The 23,870-nt window shown below is 60.6% G+C and carries 20 protein-coding genes and 2 tRNA genes; 10 read left to right on the top strand and 12 right to left on the bottom strand.

Annotated elements, in window-relative coordinates:
* Positions 1-12 precede the first annotated feature (12 nt).
* The 5 genes from G5S37_RS02920 to G5S37_RS02900 all read right to left on the bottom strand — a co-directional run bounded on the left by G5S37_RS02920 (position 13) and on the right by G5S37_RS02900 (position 5,269).
* The gene (locus G5S37_RS02920) at positions 13-2,181 is read right to left on the bottom strand and encodes a carbohydrate binding family 9 domain-containing protein (RefSeq protein ID WP_165200664.1); all 2,169 of its coding nucleotides are present in this window, start codon (positions 2,179-2,181) and stop codon (positions 13-15) included.
* A gap of 357 nt (positions 2,182-2,538) precedes the next feature.
* Positions 2,539-2,612, bottom strand: a tRNA-Gln gene (locus G5S37_RS02915).
* Between the two features lie 85 nt (positions 2,613-2,697).
* Positions 2,698-4,053 (bottom strand): ABC transporter permease, encoded by a 1,356-nt coding sequence (locus G5S37_RS02910; RefSeq protein WP_165200661.1) that lies wholly within the window; start codon positions 4,051-4,053, stop codon positions 2,698-2,700.
* Between the two features lie 72 nt (positions 4,054-4,125).
* Positions 4,126-4,842, bottom strand: coding sequence for an HAD-IA family hydrolase (locus tag G5S37_RS02905; protein ID WP_165200658.1), 717 nt, complete (start codon positions 4,840-4,842; stop codon positions 4,126-4,128).
* Position 4,843: 1 nt separating this feature from the next.
* Entirely contained in the window at positions 4,844-5,269 is a 426-nt protein-coding gene (locus G5S37_RS02900) for a hypothetical protein (protein WP_165200655.1), read from the bottom strand.
* A 117-nt stretch (positions 5,270-5,386) separates the two neighbouring features.
* Between G5S37_RS02900 and G5S37_RS02895 the strand changes: the two genes are divergently transcribed.
* A complete protein-coding gene (locus G5S37_RS02895; protein WP_165200652.1) occupies positions 5,387-6,382 on the top strand; it encodes an ATP-binding protein in 996 nt (331 codons plus the stop codon).
* Between the two features lie 339 nt (positions 6,383-6,721).
* Here G5S37_RS02895 and G5S37_RS02890 read toward each other — a convergent pair whose 3' ends face one another.
* Positions 6,722-9,100, bottom strand: a complete 2,379-nt coding sequence (locus G5S37_RS02890; RefSeq protein WP_165200649.1) for a dienelactone hydrolase family protein — start codon at positions 9,098-9,100, stop codon at positions 6,722-6,724.
* A gap of 161 nt (positions 9,101-9,261) precedes the next feature.
* Here G5S37_RS02890 and G5S37_RS02885 point away from each other — a divergent pair, with 161 nt between their 5' ends.
* Positions 9,262-10,026: a hypothetical protein gene (locus tag G5S37_RS02885; protein ID WP_165200646.1), complete on the top strand. Its 765-nt coding sequence runs from the start codon at positions 9,262-9,264 to the stop codon at positions 10,024-10,026.
* A gap of 215 nt (positions 10,027-10,241) precedes the next feature.
* Entirely contained in the window at positions 10,242-11,381 is a 1,140-nt protein-coding gene (locus G5S37_RS02880) for a M23 family metallopeptidase (protein ID WP_165200643.1), read from the top strand.
* A 156-nt stretch (positions 11,382-11,537) separates the two neighbouring features.
* Here G5S37_RS02880 and G5S37_RS02875 read toward each other — a convergent pair whose 3' ends face one another.
* Both G5S37_RS02875 and G5S37_RS02870 read right to left on the bottom strand, forming a co-directional pair.
* The gene (locus tag G5S37_RS02875) at positions 11,538-12,149 is read right to left on the bottom strand and encodes a YdeI/OmpD-associated family protein (RefSeq protein WP_165200640.1); all 612 of its coding nucleotides are present in this window, start codon (positions 12,147-12,149) and stop codon (positions 11,538-11,540) included.
* A 30-nt stretch (positions 12,150-12,179) separates the two neighbouring features.
* Complete coding sequence (locus G5S37_RS02870) at positions 12,180-13,253, bottom strand: 3-deoxy-7-phosphoheptulonate synthase (protein WP_165200637.1); 1,074 nt, start codon at positions 13,251-13,253, stop codon at positions 12,180-12,182.
* A 223-nt stretch (positions 13,254-13,476) separates the two neighbouring features.
* On the opposite strand from G5S37_RS02870, the gene G5S37_RS02865 reads away from it, so the two are divergent.
* The 5 genes from G5S37_RS02865 to G5S37_RS02845 all read left to right on the top strand — a co-directional run bounded on the left by G5S37_RS02865 (position 13,477) and on the right by G5S37_RS02845 (position 17,837).
* Positions 13,477-14,457 carry a CPBP family intramembrane glutamic endopeptidase gene (locus G5S37_RS02865; RefSeq protein ID WP_165200634.1) on the top strand — a complete coding sequence of 327 codons (981 nt, stop codon included), beginning with the start codon at positions 13,477-13,479 and terminating at the stop codon, positions 14,455-14,457.
* Positions 14,458-14,570: 113 nt separating this feature from the next.
* Positions 14,571-14,652: transfer RNA gene (locus G5S37_RS02860), tRNA-Leu, on the top strand.
* Between the two features lie 319 nt (positions 14,653-14,971).
* Complete coding sequence (locus G5S37_RS02855; RefSeq protein WP_165200631.1) at positions 14,972-15,358, top strand: AraC family transcriptional regulator; 387 nt, start codon at positions 14,972-14,974, stop codon at positions 15,356-15,358.
* Between the two features lie 237 nt (positions 15,359-15,595).
* The gene (locus G5S37_RS02850) at positions 15,596-16,306 is read left to right on the top strand and encodes a heavy metal response regulator transcription factor (protein WP_165200628.1); all 711 of its coding nucleotides are present in this window, start codon (positions 15,596-15,598) and stop codon (positions 16,304-16,306) included.
* A complete protein-coding gene (locus G5S37_RS02845; RefSeq protein ID WP_165200625.1) occupies positions 16,299-17,837 on the top strand; it encodes a heavy metal sensor histidine kinase in 1,539 nt (512 codons plus the stop codon). The genes G5S37_RS02850 and G5S37_RS02845 overlap by 8 nt, the downstream gene beginning before the upstream one ends.
* A 135-nt stretch (positions 17,838-17,972) precedes the next feature.
* On the opposite strand, the gene G5S37_RS02840 is transcribed toward G5S37_RS02845, so the two are convergent.
* Positions 17,973-18,185, bottom strand: coding sequence for a hypothetical protein (locus G5S37_RS02840; protein WP_165200622.1), 213 nt, complete (start codon positions 18,183-18,185; stop codon positions 17,973-17,975).
* A gap of 182 nt (positions 18,186-18,367) precedes the next feature.
* Between G5S37_RS02840 and G5S37_RS02835 the strand changes: the two genes are divergently transcribed.
* Positions 18,368-19,519, top strand: coding sequence for an alpha-hydroxy acid oxidase (locus tag G5S37_RS02835; protein WP_165200619.1), 1,152 nt, complete (start codon positions 18,368-18,370; stop codon positions 19,517-19,519).
* A gap of 42 nt (positions 19,520-19,561) precedes the next feature.
* Here the strand turns inward: G5S37_RS02835 and G5S37_RS02830 are convergent, their stop codons facing one another.
* The 3 genes from G5S37_RS02830 to G5S37_RS02820 all read right to left on the bottom strand — a co-directional run bounded on the left by G5S37_RS02830 (position 19,562) and on the right by G5S37_RS02820 (position 22,508).
* The gene (locus G5S37_RS02830) at positions 19,562-19,987 is read right to left on the bottom strand and encodes a PA2169 family four-helix-bundle protein (RefSeq protein WP_165200616.1); all 426 of its coding nucleotides are present in this window, start codon (positions 19,985-19,987) and stop codon (positions 19,562-19,564) included.
* Positions 19,988-20,066: 79 nt separating this feature from the next.
* Positions 20,067-20,729, bottom strand: coding sequence for a hypothetical protein (locus tag G5S37_RS02825; protein WP_165200613.1), 663 nt, complete (start codon positions 20,727-20,729; stop codon positions 20,067-20,069).
* Between the two features lie 108 nt (positions 20,730-20,837).
* Positions 20,838-22,508: a hypothetical protein gene (locus G5S37_RS02820; protein WP_165200610.1), complete on the bottom strand. Its 1,671-nt coding sequence runs from the start codon at positions 22,506-22,508 to the stop codon at positions 20,838-20,840.
* Positions 22,509-22,734: 226 nt separating this feature from the next.
* On the opposite strand from G5S37_RS02820, the gene G5S37_RS02815 reads away from it, so the two are divergent.
* Positions 22,735-23,703 (top strand): hypothetical protein, encoded by a 969-nt coding sequence (locus G5S37_RS02815; RefSeq protein ID WP_165200607.1) that lies wholly within the window; start codon positions 22,735-22,737, stop codon positions 23,701-23,703.
* Positions 23,704-23,870 lie beyond the last annotated feature (167 nt).

Here is a 23,870-nt window from a genome sequence, read left to right as displayed (position 1 = left end):
GTTCGCCGCAGATCAGAACCTCCACGTCACTCCCGCCTTAAGCGCGGCTTCCGTGCCCACGCGGCGCAGGCGGTTGCGCTCCTCCACCACGTAACCCTGGTTCAGCACGAGGTAGATGTCTGTACCGGGACGCACAGTCCAGCGGATACGGCTATTGACGCCGAAGCTGTCTGATTCGTTGTCGTATTGCGCGAGGGTGTTCCACGAGAGGCGCGGGGAGAAGGCCAGACGGAGATTCACCGAAGCGAGACGTGTGGTGAATTCCCCCTGCGGCAGATCCACGGCCTGCTCGGCATAGGATAGACCGAGGTGAAGATACGGCGAGGGGCGATACGCTACGCCCACATTCCACGCGACAATGTCTCCATTCAAAAACTCGCCAACCTCCACTTCCACATTGGGAGTAATCACGCGTGAAGGTGCGCCTTCGTATTCCATCTGCACGCTGCGGAATTTGTAGTCGCCCACGGGTACCATCACACCGGGTTGAATCTCGAAGGGTTCAAAGAACTGCTCTTCTTTGAAGTTCAGCCAGAAGGCCAGTTCACCGCCGCTGTCCCAGGTCCAGCGCATACCAGGCAGCATGACTTCCGCGGTCTCGATCTCGCCATCCAAGCGGGTGATGATGAAGGGCAGCACCTGCAGGTCAAAGGTGCGCAGGCCACCTTCGTTAATTTGCCACTGATAGGTGACGTCGAAGTAGTACTCCCGCACGCCCCGCCGCGCGAGGTACCCCATGGCCGGATAGAACTCCTCGCCAATCTGGGCGAAGATGCCGTACAAGAACCATGGCTGATTGGTGTAGCCAAAGGAAGCACCGATGGATTCGCCCGTACCAAAACCGCTGCTGTCACTTCCGATAGCCCAGAGCTGCGTGTCAAAATTTTTGTCCCCCATGAAGGTGGAGGTACGCCACTGGTAGTCGAGGCCCAGCACGGTATTGTCTCCATTCGAATATGGGTCGCCATGGGTGATGATAGCGCCCAGCGTGTGGTCTGCGGCCAGTTCGCGAGTGACACGTGCCACGAGGAGATTCTTCTCATCGACACCGTCGTGCGCATCCTGCTGCACGTCCAGAATGCCGATGGTGTATGGCCCTGCGCGACCGGTGAACTTCGCGCCTACCAGAATGTCCACCGGCTCGCCGTCTTCGCTGCGCCCGATGGTGCGCGAGAAGAAGGGCATCATCAGCGCGGTGCCGTAGGGGAAGTTGAAATAAGGAGCATCCCTCAGGAAGAAGTCTCGCTTCTCCGGGAAGAAGAGTGGGAAGCGTGTGAGATTGATCTGCCGGTCATCCACCTCCGCCTCGGCGAAGTCGGTGTTCACGGTGAGCGTGGCAGTGAGCGCGGGAGTGATGAGCCAGTTCGCATCGAAACCGGCGCGCAGTTCCGTGGAGCTTCCACCATTCACTTCATCGAGATGGCGGAAGACGGTGTACGGCTTGAGTTCGATACCGAGGCCCTGATTGAGCCCGCTCATGCCTTCGAGCTGGGCGATGTCATCCAGCCAGTCGCCTTCGCGTGATTGGGAGGGCTGGGTCCAGCGAATCATCTCCTCCTTTCGGCGAATGACACGCTGCACGTTCACACCCCATGCATCCTTTGCCGGGTCGAAGCTCAATGTGGTGAAAGGGATGCGCAGCTCGGCGGTCCAGCCCTGGGCATCGCGCTGCGCACGCGCATCCCAGATACCATCCCACTCCTTCGCAGTGGAGCCGCCGTGCTCGATGCGGCCATCTGTCATGGCGCCGAGGGGATTCACGGCGAAGAGAAAGCCGTCACGCTCCCTACCAAACGGATCCAGCGCGATCTGCACGTGGTCATCGGCGGGGAAGGATTCATCTTCGAAGGAGTCACGCTGCAGCTCCCTCGCGGTGATGCGGTCGGTTTCCTTGTCCTCCGCGCGGATGGCGATGTACAAGTAGCACCCATCGTGGGCAAACTTCACCTCCGTGGCCGCGCTCGGGGTCGCGCCCTCCTTGGGGAAAACCTGGCTGAAGGCGGTGACTGCCGCGGCCTTTTCCCAGCAGGGATCATTCAGCACCCCATCAAGCTCCGGCGGCGCGATACCTTCCTTCAAATCCAAAGCCTTCACCCGCGGACTCTCAGCATGCAGATGATGCTCCAGACTGAGCAGGCAGCCAATGAGGACAAGGAAGTGCTGACGCAGGAAGAAAATCACCAGGAAGACTGAAGGTCACCTTCGGTGCCGGAGGTGGGTGCTGGAATGGTGGAGGTTTGGGAAATCAGCCCGGAAGGGGCTGGGACGGTAAGTTGCAGGTCAGAGAAACAGCGAATGCTCGAATGAGCGCGTCATGTTGGACTGATGTTGAGGTCTTTAGCAGCAGAACTCTTGAGCAGAGAGCTTCGAGAGGCTGCACCTCTATTGCGACAATATCTCAACAGCAATCGAAAGATGAGCGTTATTGAGACAAATTCTCGTTACCGAACGCTTTTTGCCCTCTCCTCGGAAGATGTGGACAGGCGCTGTCCTTGCGCAAGAGAGTCTCGCCACCTGATACCTCCCTCGATATCAAAGTGGCTACCACGTAAGGATTCGAACCTTAACAAAGAGAACCAAAATCTCTTGTGCTACCGTTACACCACGTGGCAGTTGGTGGGGAAAAAGGAGGCCCAAAGTACCCGGTTTGCCCCTGCGTGCAAGGAGGAATTGACGTCAGGAGCGACACACGAGGCTTCAATCCCGCAACGCCTGCGCCGGTTCCACCTTCGCGGCGAGCCAGGCGGGGATGACAGAGGCGAGGGAGCTGAGGAGGAAGGCACTGCCGCAGATGAAGGCCACGTCGCCCGGGAGGATTTTGGCGGGCAGATCGATCAAGCCGTAGATTTCTGGATTGAACATGTCCATGCCCATCCACTCGCCCAGCTTGTTTTTGATCGTATTGATGTTGCTTGCGATCAGGATGCCGAGGCCGAGGCCCAGCACGGCACCCGCCGCGCCCACGATCATGCCTTGGATGATGAATACCGACATGGTCTGGCCGACACGAGAGCCGAGGGCGGCCACGATGCCAATCTCACGCCGCTTCTGCACGGTCACGGTGATCATGGTGTTCATCACGCAGAAGGCAGCCACAATCATGATGAAGAAGAGAATCACATACATCATCATGAGCTCAGTCTGCACCGCACTGAAGAGAGCCTGGTGGGCCTCTGTCCAGGTGTAGGCATCCCAGCCGGGAGGGATGACACCGGACTTCATCAACTGGTCACGAATCGCTCCGGCCTGGTAGGGCTCGTTCAACTCGATGCCGATGCTGGAAATGCCGTCTCCGAGATCACGCATTTCCTGAGCCCGCCCCAGAGGTACGATGGCCAGCGGCACCTTGCTCGAATCTTGGAATTGTGGTGGCTCGATGATGCCGGTGATGGTGAGCTCCTGGGGAATGGTGAGATCCTTGAGCTGTTTGTACGCCGTTTGCTTTTGGTCCTCAGGCAGCTCATCGATTTGCCGAGTCAGGTTTACTATCTGCTTGAGATTGGTCGGAGCCCATGCGGTGATGGTGTCGCCCACCTTGAGTCCCCAGGGATCGGCCAGCTTGGAATCCAGCACGATGCTGTCTCCGGAAAGCTCCATGGAGGCGCCTTTCTCCTTTCTCAGGAAGTCCTTGTGCTTGGCCGCAAGACGATTGCCATCGGTGCCGTCCAGTCCCCACATGGCAGTGATGGACATGCCGGTCTCAGATTCCACCAGGAGCAGGCCACGCACCATGGGCGTGGCACTGGCCACGCCGGGAGTCTTTTTGATTTGCTCCAGAATCTCGCGCCATGGTTTGTCCGTCGCATCCTTTGGGCGATGATTGGAATCCATCATGGAGGTGCCGTAACGGTCCTGCGCCTCGATGTGGGTCTCATACCCGGCGGCGAGTTCCTTCATCTGCGCGTGGAACCCGGCCATGACCGCAATCACCACGATGAGCAGGGCGACGCCGAGGCTCACGCCGAGGACGGAGATCACCGTGATGACAGACACGAAGGTCCGCTTCGGCCGCAAGTAGCGAAGAGCGAGGTAGAGGCTGAAGTTTTTCGTCACGCGGTAAAGAGCGCCTTGGGGGCGGCGCAGTGTGAACGGGAGGCGGGCGAATGCAACCGCCGTTCCGCGTGGCTACACAAACAGGTCCGGTACGGTGAACTCCACCATCGAGCGATGATGCTTCCACGCGCCGTCAAAGGCGAGGTGCCGGGTCACATCACAGGGCACCACCACACAGCGCATGCCGGCGGCATGAGCGGCGCGCAGACCGTTGAGCGAATCCTCCAGCACAATAGCCTCCGCAGGGTCCACGCTCAAAGCGGCGGCCGCGTGCAGAAAGAGGCTGGGATCCGGCTTGGCCTTGCCCGTGTCTTCCAGGCAACTCACGTGGCTGAAGTACGACCGCAGTTCCAGGCGGTCGACCCAGCCGTCCACCCAACTGTGGCTCGAGCTGCTGGCCACGGCACACACGAGGCCGTGCTCATGCGCCTCCCGCAGTCGCTCGCGCACGCCGGGCATGGGTTGCTTGTCCATCAGGATGTCATTCACCCTCTTGCGGCGCCTGTCGGTCAAGGTCGCCCAGTCCAGCGCGCGCCCGAGGAATTGCTCCAGCTCCACCTTCGGGTCGAAGTCACTGCCCACGTACTGCGCCCATGTTTCAAGGGTGAGCGGAATTCCATGATCCTCATAGATCTCCCGCCAGGCATCAAAGATGGCCACCTCGGTATCGAGGATGAGGCCGTCGAAATCAAAAATCAGGGCGCGCACGCCGCCTTTCGCTGCTGGTAGAGCCATTGGGGGCAAGGAAGGTCGGGCAGTGAGCGCGATTTGCAAGCTGAGGATGGACATCTCAAGGACGGCCATTCATCCCCTGGATGATTTGCACCAGGGGAATCAGCATGGCCAGCCAGACGACCACAACATGAATTGCGAGGAATATCAGGGCCAAACCCATCACTGTGATCGGCCAGAGGGAACGCCGATACATCACCATCACGGTACAAGCAGGGAGAGACACCAGCGTGAGTACCAGAAAAGGAAGCATGCCGGCAGACACCCTCCCATAGGACAAAACCATCTGCGTGAGCTGGGGAGCCTTGCTCGCAGACCCCAGCATGTCCTCGAAAACACGCGCCATGGGTGACAGCAACAGCACGGTGGCAAGATTTGCCACTAGAAGCCCTGCCATCAGGGTGCCCAACACCGCAAACAAGCCAACCCGGAGCACACGTATCTCACGTTTCAGTTGCAGCCACGCTGCGCTTTCGTCTTCCATGGGGATGAGGCAATCAGAACCACGACTCACGTTCAAGATTATTCCACGCGTTCCGGGAGTTACGGGACCTCACAATGTGAGCTTGTTCGCATCGATGTTCTTGCTAACGATGACAGCATGGATCCCGAGCGCGCGCCGCGGTTTTCCCCAGTCGAAGCCATTCGCAAACGACCGGGCATGTACATCGGAGATCCGTGCGAGCAAGGCATCGAGCACCTCATCTACGAGTTGGTGGCTAACAGCATCGATCTCTTCCTGTCCAGAAAGGCCACCAAAGTCAGTGTCACCATCAACGGGACCAGCATCTCGGTGAGCGATGATGGACCTGGACTGCCATTCGATCATGTTGAAATGAATTCCGTTCCCAAGGCGGTGCACTGGCTCACCCACCTGCACGACACGCCGACGGCAGATGGACATGCTCCTCACGTACACTTGAATGCCACCGGAGTGGGTCTGGTGTTGGTGAACGCCCTTTCCGCCAATCTCAAGGTGGTGTCCCACCGGAATGGAATACGGTGGGAACAGCACTTTGCCAAAGGAGAGATTGTCGGCGCTCCCATAACAAGCGTCTCCTCCGCGAAAGGCACATCGATAACATTCACGGCGGATCGTGATGTTCTCCAAGCCTCACTGCCCCGCATGCATGTGCAGCGGCGCCGGTTGTTTGATGTGGCGCATCTCTTTCCGGGAATGAAGGTCCAGTTGGGCGATGAGACATTCCACGCGCCCGGCGGGCTCGCGGACTATGTGCAGTTCCTGGCATCACAAAATGAAGACCTGTGCCATGCCTCCGAGCCTTCAAGGTTGCTTCATGTACGGCACGAGTCGGATGAGTTGACCGTGGAGGCCGCCGCAGTGGGTTCGTCCGCGAAATGCCAATGGCTCTCCTGGTGCAACGGCACTGGGACTCGTCTGCATGGCACGCATGTGGATGGATTTCGTGATGCGCTGCGGCGCAAGGACTGGACTCCCGCCGTTGCGATGATCAGCGCCATCATGAAAGAGCCGCGTTTCTCCGCTCCCATGCGAGCCAAGGTCGTCAATAAGGAGTTGCGTGGTCAGGTACGCCAGGTCGTTTTGGAAGCGATGAGGGAAGCGGGGATTTTGTGAATTGTTGTGCAATCGAAGAACGGCAGATCATCCGTTGGATAAGCCGCTGACTTCGCACGTTTGCGGTTGTGGGGGACGGCATCCTCAGGGGGCCTGCCACGGTTCACGCTGAGGGCAGCGTGAGCCACTTTGGCGAAGCCACGTTTCGTGCACAAGATCTCGTCTTTTACTATCCGTGGCATCACACCACATCAGTGTGTGATGGTCCTCGGAACGCGTTAGGTCCACCGGCCCTGGGAGCGCTGGCCTCTGGCCGGCGTGTTATTCGCTGGCCACGTGAATACGCCGGCCGGAGGCCAGCGCTCCCAGGGCTGTAGTGATGATATTCGAGGTGGAGGCTTACTTCTTCCCGCTCACGGGTGTTGGAGTCCACTTGAGATGCTTCTTGAGAAACGCATAGGTGCCCACGCCGTTAATCGTGTGGGGTCCGTTGAAGTACTCGATCTCGGTCTTGTCGCCAATGCCGAGTTTGACGTAGTGGCGCTGCACCTTGGCGTATTCCCAGGCGACCCATTCATCGATGGCGACGCCGTCATCGTGGCCGCGCTCCACCATGAAGGGGCGCGGGGCAATGAGGACGGCCATCTCGGCGTAGTTGAAGGTGCGGCCGAGGTTCCACTCGAAGATCTCGTACTCGCGATTGAAGAGGTAACTCGCGCGATGGTCGGTGGTCATGTTCTTGCGGATCCACTCGTTGAAATCGCCGGAGCAGATGGAGAGGCAGTAGCCATCCAGCACAGCGGGAATGCGCATGGCGCTCTTTCCACCGTAGCTGAGGCCGTAGAAGGCGATGCGTGAGGGGTCCACATTCGGCTGCGTGGCGAGCCACTCGAGAATGCGCTGGTGCTGGCCGATGATGACGGTGAAGAGCGTCTTGCCCATGAGGTTGAGCTTGCGCTGCACCACCCGGAAGTTGTCCTGCCCCCGGTAGAAGTTATGCGGGGAGAAGGTGATGTAACCCTGCCGGGCGAGATTCGCCGCAAAGCCCTTATAGGGTTTCCAGGCCTTGCTGTTCTGGTCTTCATTCACCACGTCCTCGGGGAGTCCTTCCAAGCCATGCTGGCAGACCACCACGGGGCGCTTCTCCCCTTTCTTGATGCCCTTGGGCACGAGGAGGTAGCCCCAGGCCGGGACGTCCGGCCAGACATCCAGCATGACTTCGTACGCGGTGAATTTCTCATTGGCATACAAGAAGCGTGAGCGTGGATTTGCAGGCACGGAGGGGTCTGGATTGCGGCCGATGACGTCATTCCAGAAATGCTCGCGTTGTGGTTTCGTGGCCTCCTCATATTTCTCCATGGGAGTGAGCGGCAGCTTCTTCCAGAAGGTGGCGGTGCGCTCGTCCTCACACACCTGGAGGAGCCGCTGGGTGTACCGCTCCAGCTCGCGCACCTGGCGCTCCTGCCGGTCCTTGTCCTCGGGCAGCGGATGGCGGCTCATGCGCAGGGGCGAGGGCGCTGCCCGAGCGGTGAGTTTCAGGGTCTTCAGCAGCCAGCCCGTGGCGATGGTGGGATAGGGTGTATCCTTCCCCTCGGCCTCTTCCTCAGCGACGACGAAGCGCAGGCTGCGGTCGAACTTCCCCTGGGTGAGCTTACGCGCGCGGTTCACTTCGTTGCGCACCTCATTCACCAGCGGTGTGACCAGGCTGCCGGGTGCGACCTTGGTCCCGGTGACACTGGGCACTTCTGGATACAAACCGTGCGCGATGATGAGCTGTCGTGGCAGCACAAGGGAAGCGATCTCCGCATCGCCAAATTCCTTCAACAGTCCCTGCACATTCCGGCAGATGGGCTGGCTCCACACGTCATCGCGATTCTCAAACGCGCCGCACACGAGGGTGGCATCCACACGGGTGTCGATGGCTCCCGCAAAGAGAGCCAGCAATCCGCCTTCACCATATCCCACGACGGCCACGGGCGCATTCCCCCGGCCGCTCATCCACTCCACCAATCCAAGCACTTTCTGAAGCTCATACCCGATGAGGTGACGCCCCATTTCAAACGACTGGCGGTAGATGTACTCGCGGTGGGGAAGTTCCGCCTTGATTCCGATGGCGTCATTTCCCGAGAACTCCGCCTCGCGATTGATGAGCGCGGGAATGACCACGTCACACCCGGCGAGGGCCAGCTCATGCGCGCACTGGCCGAGCGCTTCCTGTCCCTTGATGAGACCGGCCACCTCCTCCGGAGTCTGTCCAGCATCCGGCAGGAGAACGATGCGGGCCTTGGGCTCGCCACGCTGCTTGAGGTAGATGCCCTCGCCATTCACGCCTTCCAGCACCGGCCAGCGCACCACATGCACCTCATAAGTCTGCGCCTCCGCCACCTGGGAGCCGCGATCCGTGGTGGTCACCAGTTCCAGACCGGAGAAAGGCTTCCGCTTGTCCTCCTCCAGCACGCCGAGGATGCGGCGCAGGTGCTGGCGGTTCGGCTCGACGGATTTGTCATAGGCTTCCGGCGAGGAAAAATCCCGCTGCCAGAGGGCCTCGCGTTTCCCCGCAGCTTCCTGAATTTCACGCATCACCGCGCGGTCAATGCCCGCCACCATGGCGACGGAGCGCTCATCTCCCGTCGCGGGCTCCAGGGGTGCAGTACCCGCCAGCGACGGCAGCTGTGCCTGCGCCTGCCCTTGTATCTGTGGCGGTTGCGTTGGCTGGGTGTACCCGGGTTGGGCCAGGGCGACGGCGGCCACGAGAAGGGCGGTGAGAGGCGGGCGCATGGAGCAAAGCGAATCAAATGGACATGGTCGCGTCAAGCATCCCGTCCCAGTGGAGTGAGATTCGTAGGACACCTCGCGAGATAAGTACGGCAGCGCGAAGGCGGGTCACACTTGCCCTTCCTTTCCTTGCAAAATGGCCGCACTCCCGTTTCAATCTCCCCATGCGTCGCATTGTCCCCCTCCTCCTCCTGGCTCTGGCCCCCCTTTTCATGGGCATGAGCAAGAAGCCGAAGTTCACCATCAGCATCCATGCCCAGGCGGAAGAGATGGATGTGCCCCAGACGATGTTCCCCGTGAGCGTCGGGGGAAAGCAGATGGTCTTCAAAAAGCTGGCTGAAATCACCCAGGAGAATGTGGTGGCCTTTCACCCCTTCCCGGCGGACAACGGTAATGGCATGGGTGTGGCGCTCCAGCTCGAGGTGCGCGGACGCGGCACACTCGAAATGGCCACCCGCATGCGGCAGGGTGAACTCCTGATCGCCATGGTAAACGGCAAGCCGGTGGACTACTCCCAGATCACACGCCCGGTGTCTGATGGACTGTTCACCATCTGGCAGGGCGTCCCGGAGGAAGTCATCGTCGAGATGGACAAGAAGATCCGCCGCATCAAGCCGGGCGGACCTCCGACCATGTCGACGGACATGGAAATGGTCCCCTCCACCCGCAAGGAGCGCAAGAGGGCGAAGCAGGAGGCTGACCGCCTGGAAAAAGAAGCGGAGAAGGCGCGCAAGGCCGGCAAGCCCGTGGAGACTGAAATCCCCAGCCTGCCCGCTGGCAATGTCAGCAGCCAGATGCCGGTGGAAGGGGGAGCACCTCCCGGAGCCCCCACGACGCCCGGCGTGCCCCCGCAGCAACAGCAACCCGCGGCACCCGCCATGCCCACCCGGCCCGCGCCCCCTGCCTCGCTGCCGCCACTGCCACGGTAAGCGGACCAGTCAACCCAAGGCACCGGCACGCATGCGCGCTGCACACGGCACGACCGTGCAGACGTGCCGACTGGCGGGAAATGGCAACCCGCTGGGGTCCACCACGCATGTGTGGACGGCCAAAATCCGCTATCGCTTCGATACGTTGCGGTCCGGCATCATTCCCGCTGCCAGCTTTCCACGCCGTCCTGCGTTTTCCCTTTCTCTGACATCTCATGCGCTTCACGCCTCTTCCCCTCCTGCTGACTCTCCTTCTCGCCACGGCCACCGTCACGCTCACGGTGACGATGCGCGTGGATGCCCAGACTCCCGGCGCAGCTTCGGCTACGGCCCCGGGTGCCAGCATGACACTGCGGCTGCCCACGGATAATGACGCGCTCTTCCGCAATGACGGCCCGGGATTCTACATGTTCGTAGACCGCGATTTCGAGAAGGAGAAGTCCACACCGTGGGAGGGAGGGCAGTTCGGCTTTGTGCGGGGCCCCGTCCGCTTCGGCCCGCAGGTGGTGCAGATGCACTTTCATGAAGGCATCGACATCGCTCCGGTGCATCGCGATGCCTCAGGCGAACCGCAGGACAAAATTTACAGCATCTCGGCTGGCGAGGTGGTGCATGTGTCAGACTCGCCCGGCGCGAGCAACTACGGTCGCTACATCGTCATCCGACATGACTGGGGGCAGGGGCCTTTCTATTCGCTGTATGCGCACCTGAGCGGTTGCCTCACGACCGTGGGCGCGAAGGTGGAACCGGGGAGTGTGATCGGCGTGATGGGCCACACTGGCGCGGGCATCGACCGTCGCCGCTCGCATGTGCACGTGGAGGTGAACATGTTCCTCAGCAGCCGCTTCGAGGAGTGGCATTCAAAGAACTTCCGTCCCAGCCCGAATCACCACGGCGTGTACAACGGGCTGAACCTCTCCGGCATGAACGTCGCCGGTCTCTTCCTGGAGCATCGTAAGAATCCCGCACTGACGGTGGCCGACTTTGTGAAGTCCGGCCCTGAAGGGTTCAAGGTGGTGACGCCGCGCAAGGGTGAACCGGAAATCGTGAAGCTGTACCCGTGGCTGGGTCAGGGGCTGGAACAGAGCTCGCCCTCCTGGGAAATCACGCTCAGTGAGTCCGGCCTACCCATGAGCGTGAAGCCGAGCTCCCTGACGGTAAATAAACCCACCGTGACCTGGGTGCGGGATGTGGGCATTCCCCATGCGTACCACTGCCGCGGCTATGTGTCAGGCAGTGGCAACACCGGCACGCTGACTTCGGGCGGCGCGAGATTGGTGGAACTGATCACCGGTGACTTCGCCGCGCCAGCGCCGATGCCGGAGAAGCCGACGGTGAAGAAGAAAAAGAAGTGAGGATGCGCCTCCATGCAAAGCGGTGGCAGGATCAAGGATTTCAACACAGAGGCACAAAGACGCAGAGGAAATTGAGGGATAGCTCAGATCGAGTAGTGGCAACCAAAACCATGGCTCAACAACTGCTCAGCCATCGCTCAACCACCGCAAACTCTTCTACGCTTCTTTCCGCTGCGCCCACTTCTTTCCTGCGGCGAGGGCTTTGAGTGTGTCTTTCAGGCGCTCCTGTTGCGTCTCTTCGCGTTTCGCGGTGCTCACCCACACCATGTACTCGCGCTGATAGGTGGGCTTCAGGCTCGTGAAGAAGGCGGCGGCTTTCTTGTTCTTCTTCAATCCTTCCTCCAGCAGTGGCGGCATGGGCCAGGGTTCGCGCTTTACCTTCGGCGGAGGTGGCAGTGCGGGCTGGGTATCGAGTGCCACGGCGGCGTGCACGAGGGCACGCAGTGCGCCTTTTTCCAATTCATCGAGTGACTTCACCTTGATGCCGCGGATGCCCATGTTGCCCTCACCGTGGTTGAAGAGCTTCGCGGCATCGTTCAGCTCCCCGCCACGGTAGAAGCAGATCTCGGCATGGTCCGTGAAGGCGCCGAGGGAGACCACGCGTTTCTTCCGCGAGTAGCAGAGCATGTTGCTGTTGATGGACTCGGTGAGGTCCGGCTCCCAGCGGAAGATCCACTCGCGCAGCTCCTCACACAGCGGCTTCGAGTACGGCGGGCAGGTGGCAATCCACTCGTCCGGGTCCTGGGTACGTGAGGCGCGGCAGTCCATGCCCCAGTGGTAGCGCAGCGTGCGCCCGGCTCAAGCAAACACCGTCTGCCCGAGGGTGACGCCGGGCAGGCGACCCGCCGTCTTCCGAATGAGTTCCTGCGTGGTCTCCCAATCCATGCACTGGTCGGTGATGGACTGACCATAGACGAGGCCTTCACGTGAAGACCCGAGATTCTGCGCGCCGGCCACGAGATTACTCTCCAGCATGGCGCCGATGATGCCGCGGGTGCCGGTGACACGCTGGCGCACAATCTCCCGGAAGGTATCCGGCATACGCGTGCAGTCCTTGCCGCAGTTCGCGTGGCTGGCATCGATCATCACCACGGGAGGCAGCTTGTGCTTCTCCAGGGCAGCGAGTGCGGATGATACGGAGTCTGCATCGAAGTTCGGTCCATCCTCGCCACCGCGCAGGATGAGATGGCTCGCGGCATTGCCGGTGGTATTCACCACGCTCGCGCGTCCATCCTCACTGATGCCCAAAAAAGTCTGCGGCTGGGTCGCGGCCTTGATGGCATTGATGGCGGGCAGCACCGCGCCGGAGGTGGCGTTCTTGAACCCCACCGGCATGGAGAGGCCGCTGGCCATCTGCCGGTGTGTCTGCGACTCCACCGTGCGCGCGCCGATGGCGCTCCAGCAGGTGAGGTCCGCGATGTATTGTGGTGTGATGGGATCCAACATCTCCGTGGCCGTGGCCACGCCGCAGTCCAGCACATCCCGCAGGAAAGTGCGGGCCAGGCGCAGGCCGCCTGGGATGTCATTCGTGCCATCCAGGTGCGGGTCCATGATGAGCCCCTTCCACCCCAGGGAGGTGCGTGGCTTCTCAAAATACACACGCATCACCAGCAGCATGCGTTCCTTCACTTCCTGAGCCAGCGTGGCCAGGCGCTCGGCATACTCGCGACCCGCCTTCAGCTCATGGATGGAGCAGGGACCCACGATGACGAGCAGTCGTTCATCCTTACCGCTCAAGATATTCTCGATCTCGCCACGCGCCTTTGCCACAAATTCCGCATGCGTCTCGGTGCGCGGAATCTCCCGCACCATGTCCTGCGGCGCAGGCAAGGCGGTATTCGTGACAACATGAAGGTCTGTAACGCGGGGCATGGCTTGGGTTTCGGCAGTGACTCGGACTCTATCTTGGGCGTTCACTCTTTATAAGGAAAATCGTGCGAAACGCGGCGGCGGATGCGCCGCAATAGGGCTTTCAGCGAAGTCGACCCCTACAGGCTTTGTCAGTTCCCACCATTCCAACATTCCCCTACTCCACCGCTCCATTCCCCGTCGTATCCCCGCTTGTCATTCCCTGCCTGCCACGCTACCGCAAACGATGCCCCCCCGCGCTTCGGCTTCCAAGTCCTCCAATACGCTGCTGCTCATTCTCGGCTATGTCGCCGGGGTGCTGCTGTTGGGGGCGCTGCTGGCGCCGCCGCTTTTCTTCGCGGCGAAGAGTGTAGTCCAGAACTCACCAAACAGCTTCCTCGCAGGCATCCTGGAAGGGAAGGAATTCCCTGGCTACTTCAATCGCGCCGTCCTCCTCGCCGCCGTACTGGGCCTGTGGCCGCTGCTGAAGGCGCTGCGCATGAAGTGGCACGAGATTGTGGGCGAGACACAACTGTCGCGCGGCGCCGGTGAGACGGCCCTCGGATTTTTCACGGCGCTCATCTTCATCGCCCTCATGGGCGGGTTTTGCTGGTGGGTAGAGGCATGCCGCATCCACCCCACCGCGAAGTGGGGCAACCTTTTCAAACCCCTCCTCTCTGGATTCAGCGTGAGCATCATTGAGGAGTTCCTGTTTCGCGGCGCGGTTCTGGGCATCCTGTGCCGCTCGCTGGGCACTCGTGCCGGGCTGTGGTGGACCACCGGCATCTTCGCCTTTGTGCATTTCCTGAAGCCCCCGATCGATGGCGCGCTTCCCGATGCATCCGTCACGTGGACGAGCGGCTTCTGGGTGATCACGCAACTCTTCCGCGGCTTCGGTCGCTGGGAGAATTTTGTGAGCGAGTTCCTGCTGCTCGCCGCCGTGGGCTGGGTGCTGGGCCGCGCGCGACTCTCCACCGGCGGCCTGTGGCTCTCCATCGGCTTGCACGCCGGGTGGGTCTCCGGCATGAAGTACTTCGGCGGCGTGGTCTTCACCTCCAAAGCCTTGCGTGAGGGGGAGTTTGTCCCCTGGATGACGCCAAACACCTGCCGCGCCATCGTGAGTCCCATCGTCGGCATCGTGCCCCTCATCGCCGTGCTGCTCACCGGCGTCGTGGTGCTGGTGATCGTGCACTGGGGGAAGGGCGGAAGGACGGAAGGCGGGAAGTAGGCAGGCCGGCAGTGGGAGAGCGTATGCCCACGTGCAGATGCATCCCTCCTCAAAAATTCGTTGCCACTGCGCCGCCCCACCGCCACCTTCCGCCTCACGACATACTCACTCATGCCTGAGTGGCGGAATTGGTAGACGCGCCAGACTTAGGATCTGGTTGGGAAACTAGTGCAGGTTCGAGTCCTGTCTCAGGTACTTTGGTGAACATGACCTTCACCGGGGCATCGCCAGCCACGGTATAGGATGGTATAATATAAACAGATATACCTAGGCATGCCCGGCTCCGGTGTAGCTGCAGGCACCTCGGACCCGCAGAGCACACGCTCCCCCTCCCTCCACGGGTGGCAAATGCGCCAGGCGGTGCTCGATATAGCCCATCTTTCCACCCCTTGTATGGGGGCAATCCTGCAATATCAGCACAACTACTGTGCCGGAATTGCCTGAGGACTAAAGGTTTTTTCCGATGTCCTAACCTTTGCATTGCAAAATTAACAAATTTGTTAATAATCTCCACATGCAGCAGGATTTTGAGAAGCAGGCAGGCCTGCAGGCCCAACAGATGATCGAGGCTGACTTCGTCAACCCTCCGAGCCTGACCGACCTCGCGAACGCGTCCGGCATCAGCCCGTATCAGATGAGCCGCCTGTTCTACCGGGTGAATCAAATCACGATTCCCCACTACATCCGCAAACTGAGAACTGACCGGGCTGAGGAACTGCTGCGCACCACAAACCGCGCCATCGGACAGGTGGCTACGGAGGTGGGCTACATGAGCATTTCCGCCTTCTGCCGGGCCTTCTTTCGAGAAAAGGGAAAGTTGCCGAGCGACATGCGACGTGACCCCTCAGACCAGCTGCGCGAGCGTCGTGCCGCGGCTCTGACCGGCGGTTTTGCTGCGTAAGCTGAGCAGGGTGGTAGGACCTGATTTTGTTTGGAGGGGTGTCACCTCGCAAAAGGGACAAGAACGTCCCACCCTTTGAGAACGGCGCCTCTGCCGCCATGGGCATCGTCGTCCCCGTTGCGTTCCTCCATCATCGGAGGTAACAAGCAAAAACAGCGCTTCCGGGCTCCGGGCCGCTTGTGCTAGGGTTGCCGGGATTCGCTGGCAGACCGTCGCCGGCGCCCTGTTGCAGCACCCATGAATATCCTCATTGTCGAAGACGACCGACGCAGCCGCGACTCCCTCGCGAGGGGACTGCGCGAGTCCGGCTATGAGGTGACCACTGCGGACAATGGGGAAACTGGCCTGCAGGCGGCCCTGGAGCGTACGCATGACCTGATTGTGCTGGATATCATGCTGCCCGGCCTTGATGGGTGGCAGGTGCTGGAGCGCGCACGCGCCGCGGGCGTGCAGGTGCCTGTGCTCTTCCTCACGGCGCGGGATGCGGTGCAGGATCGCGTGCGTGGATTGGAGCTCGGCGCGGATGATTACCTCGTGAAGCCCTTCGCGTGGGCGGAGTTCCTCGCGCGGGTGCGCACGGCACTGCGTCGCGTCACAACGACGGCGGTGACGGCGGCCCAGACGCCCGCTGCGCTCAAGGAAGTCATCAAGGTGGCGAACCTCGAACTGGACCTGCCCGGCATGAAGGCGCGACGCGAGGGCAGGATGATCGATCTCACGGCGAAGGAATTTCAACTGCTCAGCCTGCTGGCACGGCGCACGGGTGAGGTGGTCTCCCGCAGTACCATCGCGGAGATGGTGTGGGACATCAATTTCAGCGCCGATTCCAACGCGGTGGACATGGCCATGGGACGTCTGCGGCGCAAGGTGGACGAGCCCTTCAAGAACCGACTCATCCACACCCACCGTGGTCTCGGTTACAGCCTGGAGGACCGTGGAGATGGCTGACGCTCCATCGCCAGCAGCAGCTTCCATGCCCCCGCCGGCATCAGCGTGGCACACCCACGCGACGGCACTCACCACGCGCCTGGTCGCAGGCTACGTGCTGGTGGCACTCATTACGTTGTCCTCAGGGGCCGCCTTCCTGTACCACCGGCTGTATGAAAGTTTCGAGGAGGAGGATACCGAGTTTCTGGATGCGCACATCAACACCCTGCGCGCTGAAATGGCCAAGGTGCCCACGAACATACCCGCCGCGAAGGAACTGATTGCCAAGTCGCACACGTATCGCACGATGGATGCGCTGTTCGGCCAGATCCGAACTATTGGGGGCAAGGTGATTGTGGAAGCGCCCGGCTTCAACGAACTGGTACCGGACGACAGTGCTTTCCCGCCCCCCATTAGAAAGGATGAGGAACTCACCAATGCGGTGCGCTACCGGACGTCGCCCTCCTCCCCTATGCTGCTTCTTGCCTCTGCGGAGGTGAGGCGAGAGCAGACGAATGTCCTGCTGATCTACCGCGTCGCGCTGGATGTGAGCCATATCGATGACTGGATGCGCGAGTTCCGCAATGAGCTCATCTGGGTGGTGCTGGCGGGAACCACGCTCTCGGGCATTCTGGCGTGGTTGATCACGCGTCGGGGCCTGCGCCCCCTGCACCAGATCACTGCGGCCATGAAACGCGTGGGTGCGAGCGGCCTGGATGAGCGCCTGGGGCACAACCCATGGCCCAGAGAACTGGCGGACACGGCAGGCGAGTTCGACCTCATGCTGGAGCGTCTGCGTGAGGCCTTCCACCGGCTCACCCAGTTCTCCGCGGATGCCGCCCATGAACTGCGTACCCCGCTGAATGGGCTCATGATTTCCACCAGCCTCATGCTCGCCCAGGACCGTGATAGCGAGGAATACCGTCACGCCCTCGCCACCAATCTGGAGGAGTATGAACGGCTCAAGCGCATGGTGGACAGCCTGCTCTTCATCGCGCGTGCGGACAATGCAGAGGCTGTGCTCAAGAGATCCAATGTAAACATGGCCACTCTGGGCGCAGAGGTACTGGACTTCTTTTCCGCACTGGCGGAGGAGCGCCACGTCACTCTGCGGGTCGTCGGCCAGGGCACGGCCTATGGCGATGTGACGCTGCTGAGACTGGCGCTTTCCAATCTTGTCTCCAATGCGCTGCGGCACACACCCTCCGGCGGCAGCGTGCAGGTCACCATTGGCGAATCGCGCGAGTTCTGCCGCATCGATGTGAGCGATACCGGTACCGGCATCCCCGCGGAGCACCTGCCGAAGTTATTCGATCGATTCTACCGCGTGGATGCGGCACGCACCGTCTCGCAGGAAGACGGCGGCACCGGTTTGGGACTCGCCCTGGTGAAGACTGTGGTACATCTGCATGGCGGCACCATCACCGTGATCAGCAACGTGGGCTCCGGCACCACGATGACCCTCACTTTCCCCAGCGGTGGAGGAAGCCAGCGGCAGGAGGATAAACCCGCCGTAGAAAACGCAGGCGAAGCCGGAAGGAATTTAGGGTGATACCCCTGTCGAAGAACTGGAACAGCATTTCGTGAGCCGTGACCGCGATGTGCTGACGGCCGGCACACGGCACAAGAGGGCGCAGCAAAACAGCGCCGAACCTCTCTCTCTCTGCTGTTACGCAACGGCGTATGCCTAAGGCCTGTCCTCAAGCCCCCAGACATAGACCGTGGGCGCTTCCGCGTCTCGCAGGTCCCACAGAACATTGTTCACGGTGAGCTGCAAGGGGCTGCCATCCGGGAGCAGGACCTGGACCATGTCCCCGACACGAGGTGCTGCCGGCAACTCCATATCCGCTGCCGTACTGGCCTCTCCGCTGGATTCTGTGAGGTGAAAGAGAACGCGCATGGAGAAAATCCTAAAGACCTCAGGCCCGGGAGTCGAGAAGGAAATGGGTGACAGAGTCCGGGGATGCCCCAAAAATCTGCAAGGCGGGCACCACACGCGCCAAATCCACAGTGGCGAAGAAGAAAGGATTGCCTGATGGGAACCTTATTCTGTCGCCACTCAGTGCACTTTCCCTCCTCTTCATGGACCCCAATTACTTCAGCTCCCTGTATCCGTCCGTTGAGCATCTGCGCAACCGCACACGGCAACGGTTGCCACGCTTCGTCCTGGAGTATTTGGAAGGCGGCTGCTTCTCAGAGATCAATCTACGGAGGAACACGGATGAGATTCGCGAGGTGCAGCTCCGCCCCTACTACCTGCGTGAATATGGGGGCAGTGACCTGAAGACGGAACTCTTCGGCAAGACTTACGATGCCCCCTTCGGCATCGCGCCCATCGGATTGCAGGGACTCATCTGGCCGAAGGCCACGGAGATTCTTTCCAGCGCGGCCTACAAGGCGAACGTGCCCTTCATCCTCAGCACGGTGGCCACGGCGAGCATCGAGACCGTGGGAGAGATCACCCAGGGGCAGGCGTGGTACCAGCTCTACCACCCCACGAAGGAGAGCCTGCGGGACAAACTGCTGAAGCGCGCTGAGGAGGCCGGCATCTCCGTGCTGGTCATCCTCGCAGACACCCCCACCTTTGCCTACCGGCCGAAGGAGATTCGCAATGGCCTCTCCATCCCGCCGAAGATGACGCTGCGGAATATTTTCCAGATGATGCTGCACCCCACGTGGTCCTTCAGCCAGCTCCGCGCGGGCGCACCACAGTTCAAGACGCTGACTCCGTACATCCCCAAGGGGACGAACATGAAGCACCTGGGCATCTTCATGAACAAGACCTTCTCCGGCAGGCTCAGTCCCTCACGCATTGCGGCCATCCGCGACAAGTGGAAGGGCAAGCTCGTGGTGAAGGGCATCGTAAACGAAGAAGATGCCGAGAAGGCGCTGAGCCTGGGCGTGGATGGACTCATCGTCTCGAACCACGGCGGCCGCCAGCTTGATGCCGGACAGTCCACCATCAAGCCCCTGCAGGAACTTGCGGAGAAATTCGGCCACCGCACCACACTCATGATCGACAGCGGCCTGCGCTCCGGCCCGGATGTGGCCTGCGCCCTAGCCTGCGGCGCGAAGTTTGCCTTCATGGGCCGCACCTTCATGTATGGCGTGGGCGCCCTCGGGAAGAAGGGCGGCGCGCATACCATCACCATGCTGAAACGCCAGATCCAGCAGGTGATGGAACAAATCGCCTGTGAGCGCGTGACAGACTTTCCGAAGCACCTCGTGAAGTGAGGCGGCAGAAATCGATGCGTCGCAGGCTGGTGCAATGCGGGCTTATGCCGCCTTCGAACTGTCGCGCAGTTCCTTCACCTTGTTGTGCACGGCGAGGATGCGCGTGGAGATGGAACTGATGGTGGACAGGGCTTCCGGTGGGACATCGTCGTCCAGGTCTTCGCGGAAGACCTCCAGTGCATGGTCCTCGCCCCGCTCACACTCGGCGAGGATGGCGTGGTCATCTCCGGAGGTAAGTGTGCCTTTGAGATTGATCCATCCGCGATGCAGCGCACCGGTGATGGAGGAGTCCTCTTCGGACTCTGCATGGGCATACTCTTTGAGTTCATGCGCCATTTCCTCCCGCTCCGCGGCAAAGCCGGAGAAGAGGGTTTTCAGGCCGGGATCCTTGACGGATTCGGCAGCCTTGGTGAATCCCTCGACGCCATCCGCGAGGGTCTGCTGGAGTTCTTTAAGAGTCGTGCTCATGCAGTGGATTCGCGCCTGCATCACTTTTGCGCGGTGGCGTGCCACCTTTGTCACCAAAGGGCGAGTGCGTTAAAATGCTCTACTGGCCCACCCGCCGGTAGAAGCGACGCACCGTGCCATCTGCCCTGTAGATGGTAGTCACACGATAGGGGTCAAATTCGTCCGCCTTTGGCAGAATATCGCGAAACTGACGGGCACAGTCTTCCTGCACGGTGCGCAGGAGACGGAGTTTGCCACCCTCCAGGCGATACTCTGCCGCGAATTTGCTGGGGCCGGACCGACGATAGCCGACAAAGGTGCGGGTCTTGGGATCGAAGTGTCCCACGCCCGCATCGTCCAGCATACGACAGCGCTCGAACCTCCTGAGCGTGGGAGAATAGAGAAAATAGATGCGGATCACATATGACGGAGTTCCCGAGACATCACACAAACTGAAGTCGCAGTAACCGTCGCCATCGTAATCATCGGCTTCAAAGCCCGGATTGACTTCCGAAGGATTGAGCTCAATCACGTCAAGGCAGGGAATGCGTTGCGTCGGGATGCGTGGGTTCGAGAATTCGAGACGCAGATGATCCACCAGGGATCCTTCCTTCAACTCGAACTGCAGGGTGGCGGTGGCCTGCCGTATCTTGAAGGCATACTTCGTAGGATACGACGGCTTCCCCTCCGCAAGCACCGGCAGTACCAGAGAGAAAAGAAATGCCAGAAGCGGCACTCCCAGCCTCGTGCGCAGGTGACTCATTATCATCTGTGAAGAGAAACTACCGTAGCCGGACGCGTACTGTCAATCCGGATCCAGGAGAGGTGTCGCTCTGGCTGCGAATCACCCCTCCATTGTACACACACATCCTCACTCCTTCACACCCGCATGCTTCAGCAGGATGCGGCGAACTTCCTCGATGGCAGCGGGATGCTGGTGTGCGCCGTGATGAGTTGGCACGATAAGCTCGCTCTCAGCAGTCGGCATGTGGCTGCTCCAGTAGGGCACAATGCCATCAGAACTCACCGGCCTGGTCTTGTCCTTGTTCCCACCTCTCCCGCGGTCCCCAATGATGGTGTTGTGCGGGATGCCAGGCGTCAGGGGAAACTGATTGATGGCCAGCACGAAGCCATTGTTGGGTGCGAGCGTGTCTACACTGTTGGGAATGCGCCGGAGGGGCATCGCATCGTCGTGCAGCACAACCACATGCATCACCTCCTTGCCGGCTTTCAGCAGTCTCAACGGCGCCCTTACCAGACTCGATCCGATGCGGCCTATCGGGCCCTTGGCCAGGTCTGCTCCCTTCAGCGGCGCGCAGATGAAAATCACACGACCCACTTCCGGCCGATGATTGAAGATGAGCGCATCCGTGAGCAGCTTCTTGGTGTCTTCGGAGATGTCCACCTGTTCCGGTGGCTTGCCAAACATCTGCAGCCACAGCTTGTCACCCACATCGGTAATTAGCAGCCGGCTGATGCAACCACCCATGCTGTGGCCGATGACGACCATCTTCTTCTTGAGCGGGAACCGCTTCTGGATCGCATCCAGCTCATGTCTCAGGATGGCCGCGGAATGCGGATACGGATAGCCGCTGGGATAGCTGAAAAACCAGAACTGGTAGTTCTGGCGGATGTTCGCATCGCCACGCAACGCATTGATCATCGGCGTGTAGGTGGGCGGTGAGGAGTTCAGGCCGTGAATCACGAGCACCACCTTCTTGTTTGGGTCATAGGGCTGCAGGCGGGCGATGCGGGCGGTGTCTGCATACTTCTCCGGGTTGATGAGCCGGGCGAGACCCATCTTCTCCGGCCTCGTGCTGGCGAGCAGCACCGCCACGGGCGTGGAGAAGTCCGCAGCAAGCGGGAACGTGTGTTTGCCGGCGTGCACGTCTTCCGTGGCCAGCGGGTCGTAGAAGGCAATCTCTGCACGAGCGCCCTGGAATCTCACCACCGCTGTCACCCCGTAGTAAGTGCGGGGCAGGAAAAACTCTTCACGTTCGTCTTCGTTCTGTTCCTTGCCAATGGCCACCAGCGGGGCACCGAGGCCGTCCTTGGTGATGTGCTCCTTCACAAACACTCCGCCCACATCAAACTGGTCGGAGGGTTTGAAGTCATACAGTGCAGGATTCCACTTGGCCCGGGAATCGGGCCGGTGCGTCAGCTCCAGCGTGCCGTTCGCCGTGGGTACGGCCAGGGGCTTTGTCCACGGGTCCAGCTTCGCATCCCGAATGATCATGAAGACACGGGACAGGGCAAAGTTGTAGGCATTGCGAGCCTCTTCATTCGTGGGATCGCGGTCCAATTCTGCCTGGGCGACCCGTGCCGCGGAGAGGGAGCGGCCCAATGCCTCCATGGGCTCCCGGCGGCTGTTTCTCGTCACATCGATGAGGTCCTTCTCCACGGAGAGCAGTGCTCCGACTGCCGTGCGCACCGGGCGGAATTGGGGGCGCCTCTCGGTGACGGTCGCATAGCGCGCGCAACTGCTGAGGGTGAAGCACGCGAGGAGGGCAAGGACTGGCCAAAGGGTCGGGGCGGGCTTCATGAGAAGGAATGGAAAGCAAGAAATGCGGAGTGAGGCGGCGTGCGTTTTGCGATGATACATGCGCGCCTTCGCATGTGGCGAGGCAAAATCCATACAACCAAGGTGCAACTTGCATGAACTGCGCCCATGGCAAGTGAACAGCATCAAAATATTGAACACACGCCGCGCAAGGATGCCTAACACCGCCGGTTCAGAAAAAATTCCTCCATTCAGCTGCCACCAACGAATGATTAGAACCCTGCTTTCCCGCACTGCGTTTCTCGCTCCCCTGCTCCTCGCTGGTTCTCTTGCCGCTCAAATGCTCGCACCTTCCGGGGTGAGTATTTCCAACCGCAATGGGAACTTCAACACACCCGAGGGTCTCTCCTCGCTCACCACGCCCGCCCAAGGTCTGTCCAAACCGAGTGTCTACCAGGCCAACCAGCGCCCCGGCGAGTGCCCCCAGTATGCATGGAAGACCAACATCGTAACCACCATCTTCTGGGTCGGTGAACTGGCCACGGAAAAAAATCCCGTGCCAAACACTGCAAGCTCCTGGGACCCGAAATGGATGAAGACCTTTGGCGGTTATGATTGCCCCGATGAAGACAAGGCCACCACGAATTTCAAGCCGGCGAAGTTCACGCCCAAGCAAAATCCCTTCTACTTTGCGCTGCCGTACAATGACGTAGTCGATTACGACACGCACAAGGAAGAGGCGAAGAAGATCATCCCGTGGTTCAAGGGCACCTTCACCCGTGAAGGCAAGTCTGTGCTGGAAGATCGCTGGATTGCCATCCGCTTTGGCACCCGCATGTGCTATGCCCAGTGGGGCGACTGCGGACCCTTCGTCACGGACGACGCGGACTACGTCTTTGGTAACGCCCGGCCCAAGAACAGCAAAAACAACGGCGCAGGTCTCGATATCGCCCCGGCGGTGCGTGACTACCTTGGATTCAAGAGCGGCCAGGCCGTGGACTGGAAATTCGTGGAAGAAGACGACGTGCCCGATGGTCCGTGGAAGACCTGGGGCACGAACAATCCCTTCTCCATGGCCTACCAGCGGAACGAACTGGGCAAGCTTCCCACGAGCTCAGTCGCAGCGAGCGCTGGCGTGCGTGCCGTGAGCCAGTCCGAAGCCGAGCGCATCCAGGAACTGCGCCGCCAGCGCGATGCGTGGTTCCAGAACGGCGGTGCCACGAAGACCGGAAAGTAATTTCCCCCGAGCCCTGGGAGCGCTGGCCTCTGGCCGGCGTTTCTGGGGTGCAATCAGGTGAAGCAGTATCTGAAGTCGCGAGTGCCATCCCGTTTCGAGGCAGATTGAAGCTCGTCCCGGCTTGCCCACGCCGGCCTGAGGCCAGCGCTCCCAGGGCCGTGTCCTGC

It is taken from the genome of Roseimicrobium sp. ORNL1 (genome assembly GCF_011044495.1).
Classification (GTDB): Bacteria; Verrucomicrobiota; Verrucomicrobiia; order Verrucomicrobiales; family Verrucomicrobiaceae; genus Roseimicrobium.
This window is presented reverse-complemented; position numbering and strand designations above follow the sequence as displayed.

What these genes read in the sequence shown, in the direction of transcription:
- G5S37_RS02885 (WP_165200646.1), top strand. Translation starts at nt 9,262, where the DNA reads ATGCGTCGCATTGTCCCCCTCCTCCTCCTGGCTCTGGCCCCCCTTTTC.
- G5S37_RS02855 (WP_165200631.1), top strand. Translation starts at nt 14,972, where the DNA reads ATGCAGCAGGATTTTGAGAAGCAGGCAGGCCTGCAGGCCCAACAGATG.
- G5S37_RS02890 (WP_165200649.1), bottom strand. Translation starts at nt 9,100, where the DNA reads ATGCGCCCGCCTCTCACCGCCCTTCTCGTGGCCGCCGTCGCCCTGGCC.
- G5S37_RS02895 (WP_165200652.1), top strand. Translation starts at nt 5,387, where the DNA reads ATGGATCCCGAGCGCGCGCCGCGGTTTTCCCCAGTCGAAGCCATTCGC.
- G5S37_RS02840 (WP_165200622.1), bottom strand. Translation starts at nt 18,185, where the DNA reads ATGCGCGTTCTCTTTCACCTCACAGAATCCAGCGGAGAGGCCAGTACG.
- G5S37_RS02870 (WP_165200637.1), bottom strand. Translation starts at nt 13,253, where the DNA reads ATGCCCCGCGTTACAGACCTTCATGTTGTCACGAATACCGCCTTGCCT.
- G5S37_RS02900 (WP_165200655.1), bottom strand. Translation starts at nt 5,269, where the DNA reads ATGGAAGACGAAAGCGCAGCGTGGCTGCAACTGAAACGTGAGATACGT.
- G5S37_RS02880 (WP_165200643.1), top strand. Translation starts at nt 10,242, where the DNA reads ATGCGCTTCACGCCTCTTCCCCTCCTGCTGACTCTCCTTCTCGCCACG.
- G5S37_RS02820 (WP_165200610.1), bottom strand. Translation starts at nt 22,508, where the DNA reads ATGAAGCCCGCCCCGACCCTTTGGCCAGTCCTTGCCCTCCTCGCGTGC.
- G5S37_RS02825 (WP_165200613.1), bottom strand. Translation starts at nt 20,729, where the DNA reads ATGAGTCACCTGCGCACGAGGCTGGGAGTGCCGCTTCTGGCATTTCTT.
- G5S37_RS02875 (WP_165200640.1), bottom strand. Translation starts at nt 12,149, where the DNA reads ATGGACTGCCGCGCCTCACGTACCCAGGACCCGGACGAGTGGATTGCC.
- G5S37_RS02835 (WP_165200619.1), top strand. Translation starts at nt 18,368, where the DNA reads ATGGACCCCAATTACTTCAGCTCCCTGTATCCGTCCGTTGAGCATCTG.
- G5S37_RS02905 (WP_165200658.1), bottom strand. Translation starts at nt 4,842, where the DNA reads ATGTCCATCCTCAGCTTGCAAATCGCGCTCACTGCCCGACCTTCCTTG.
- G5S37_RS02850 (WP_165200628.1), top strand. Translation starts at nt 15,596, where the DNA reads ATGAATATCCTCATTGTCGAAGACGACCGACGCAGCCGCGACTCCCTC.
- G5S37_RS02815 (WP_165200607.1), top strand. Translation starts at nt 22,735, where the DNA reads ATGATTAGAACCCTGCTTTCCCGCACTGCGTTTCTCGCTCCCCTGCTC.
- G5S37_RS02845 (WP_165200625.1), top strand. Translation starts at nt 16,299, where the DNA reads ATGGCTGACGCTCCATCGCCAGCAGCAGCTTCCATGCCCCCGCCGGCA.
- G5S37_RS02830 (WP_165200616.1), bottom strand. Translation starts at nt 19,987, where the DNA reads ATGAGCACGACTCTTAAAGAACTCCAGCAGACCCTCGCGGATGGCGTC.
- G5S37_RS02865 (WP_165200634.1), top strand. Translation starts at nt 13,477, where the DNA reads ATGCCCCCCCGCGCTTCGGCTTCCAAGTCCTCCAATACGCTGCTGCTC.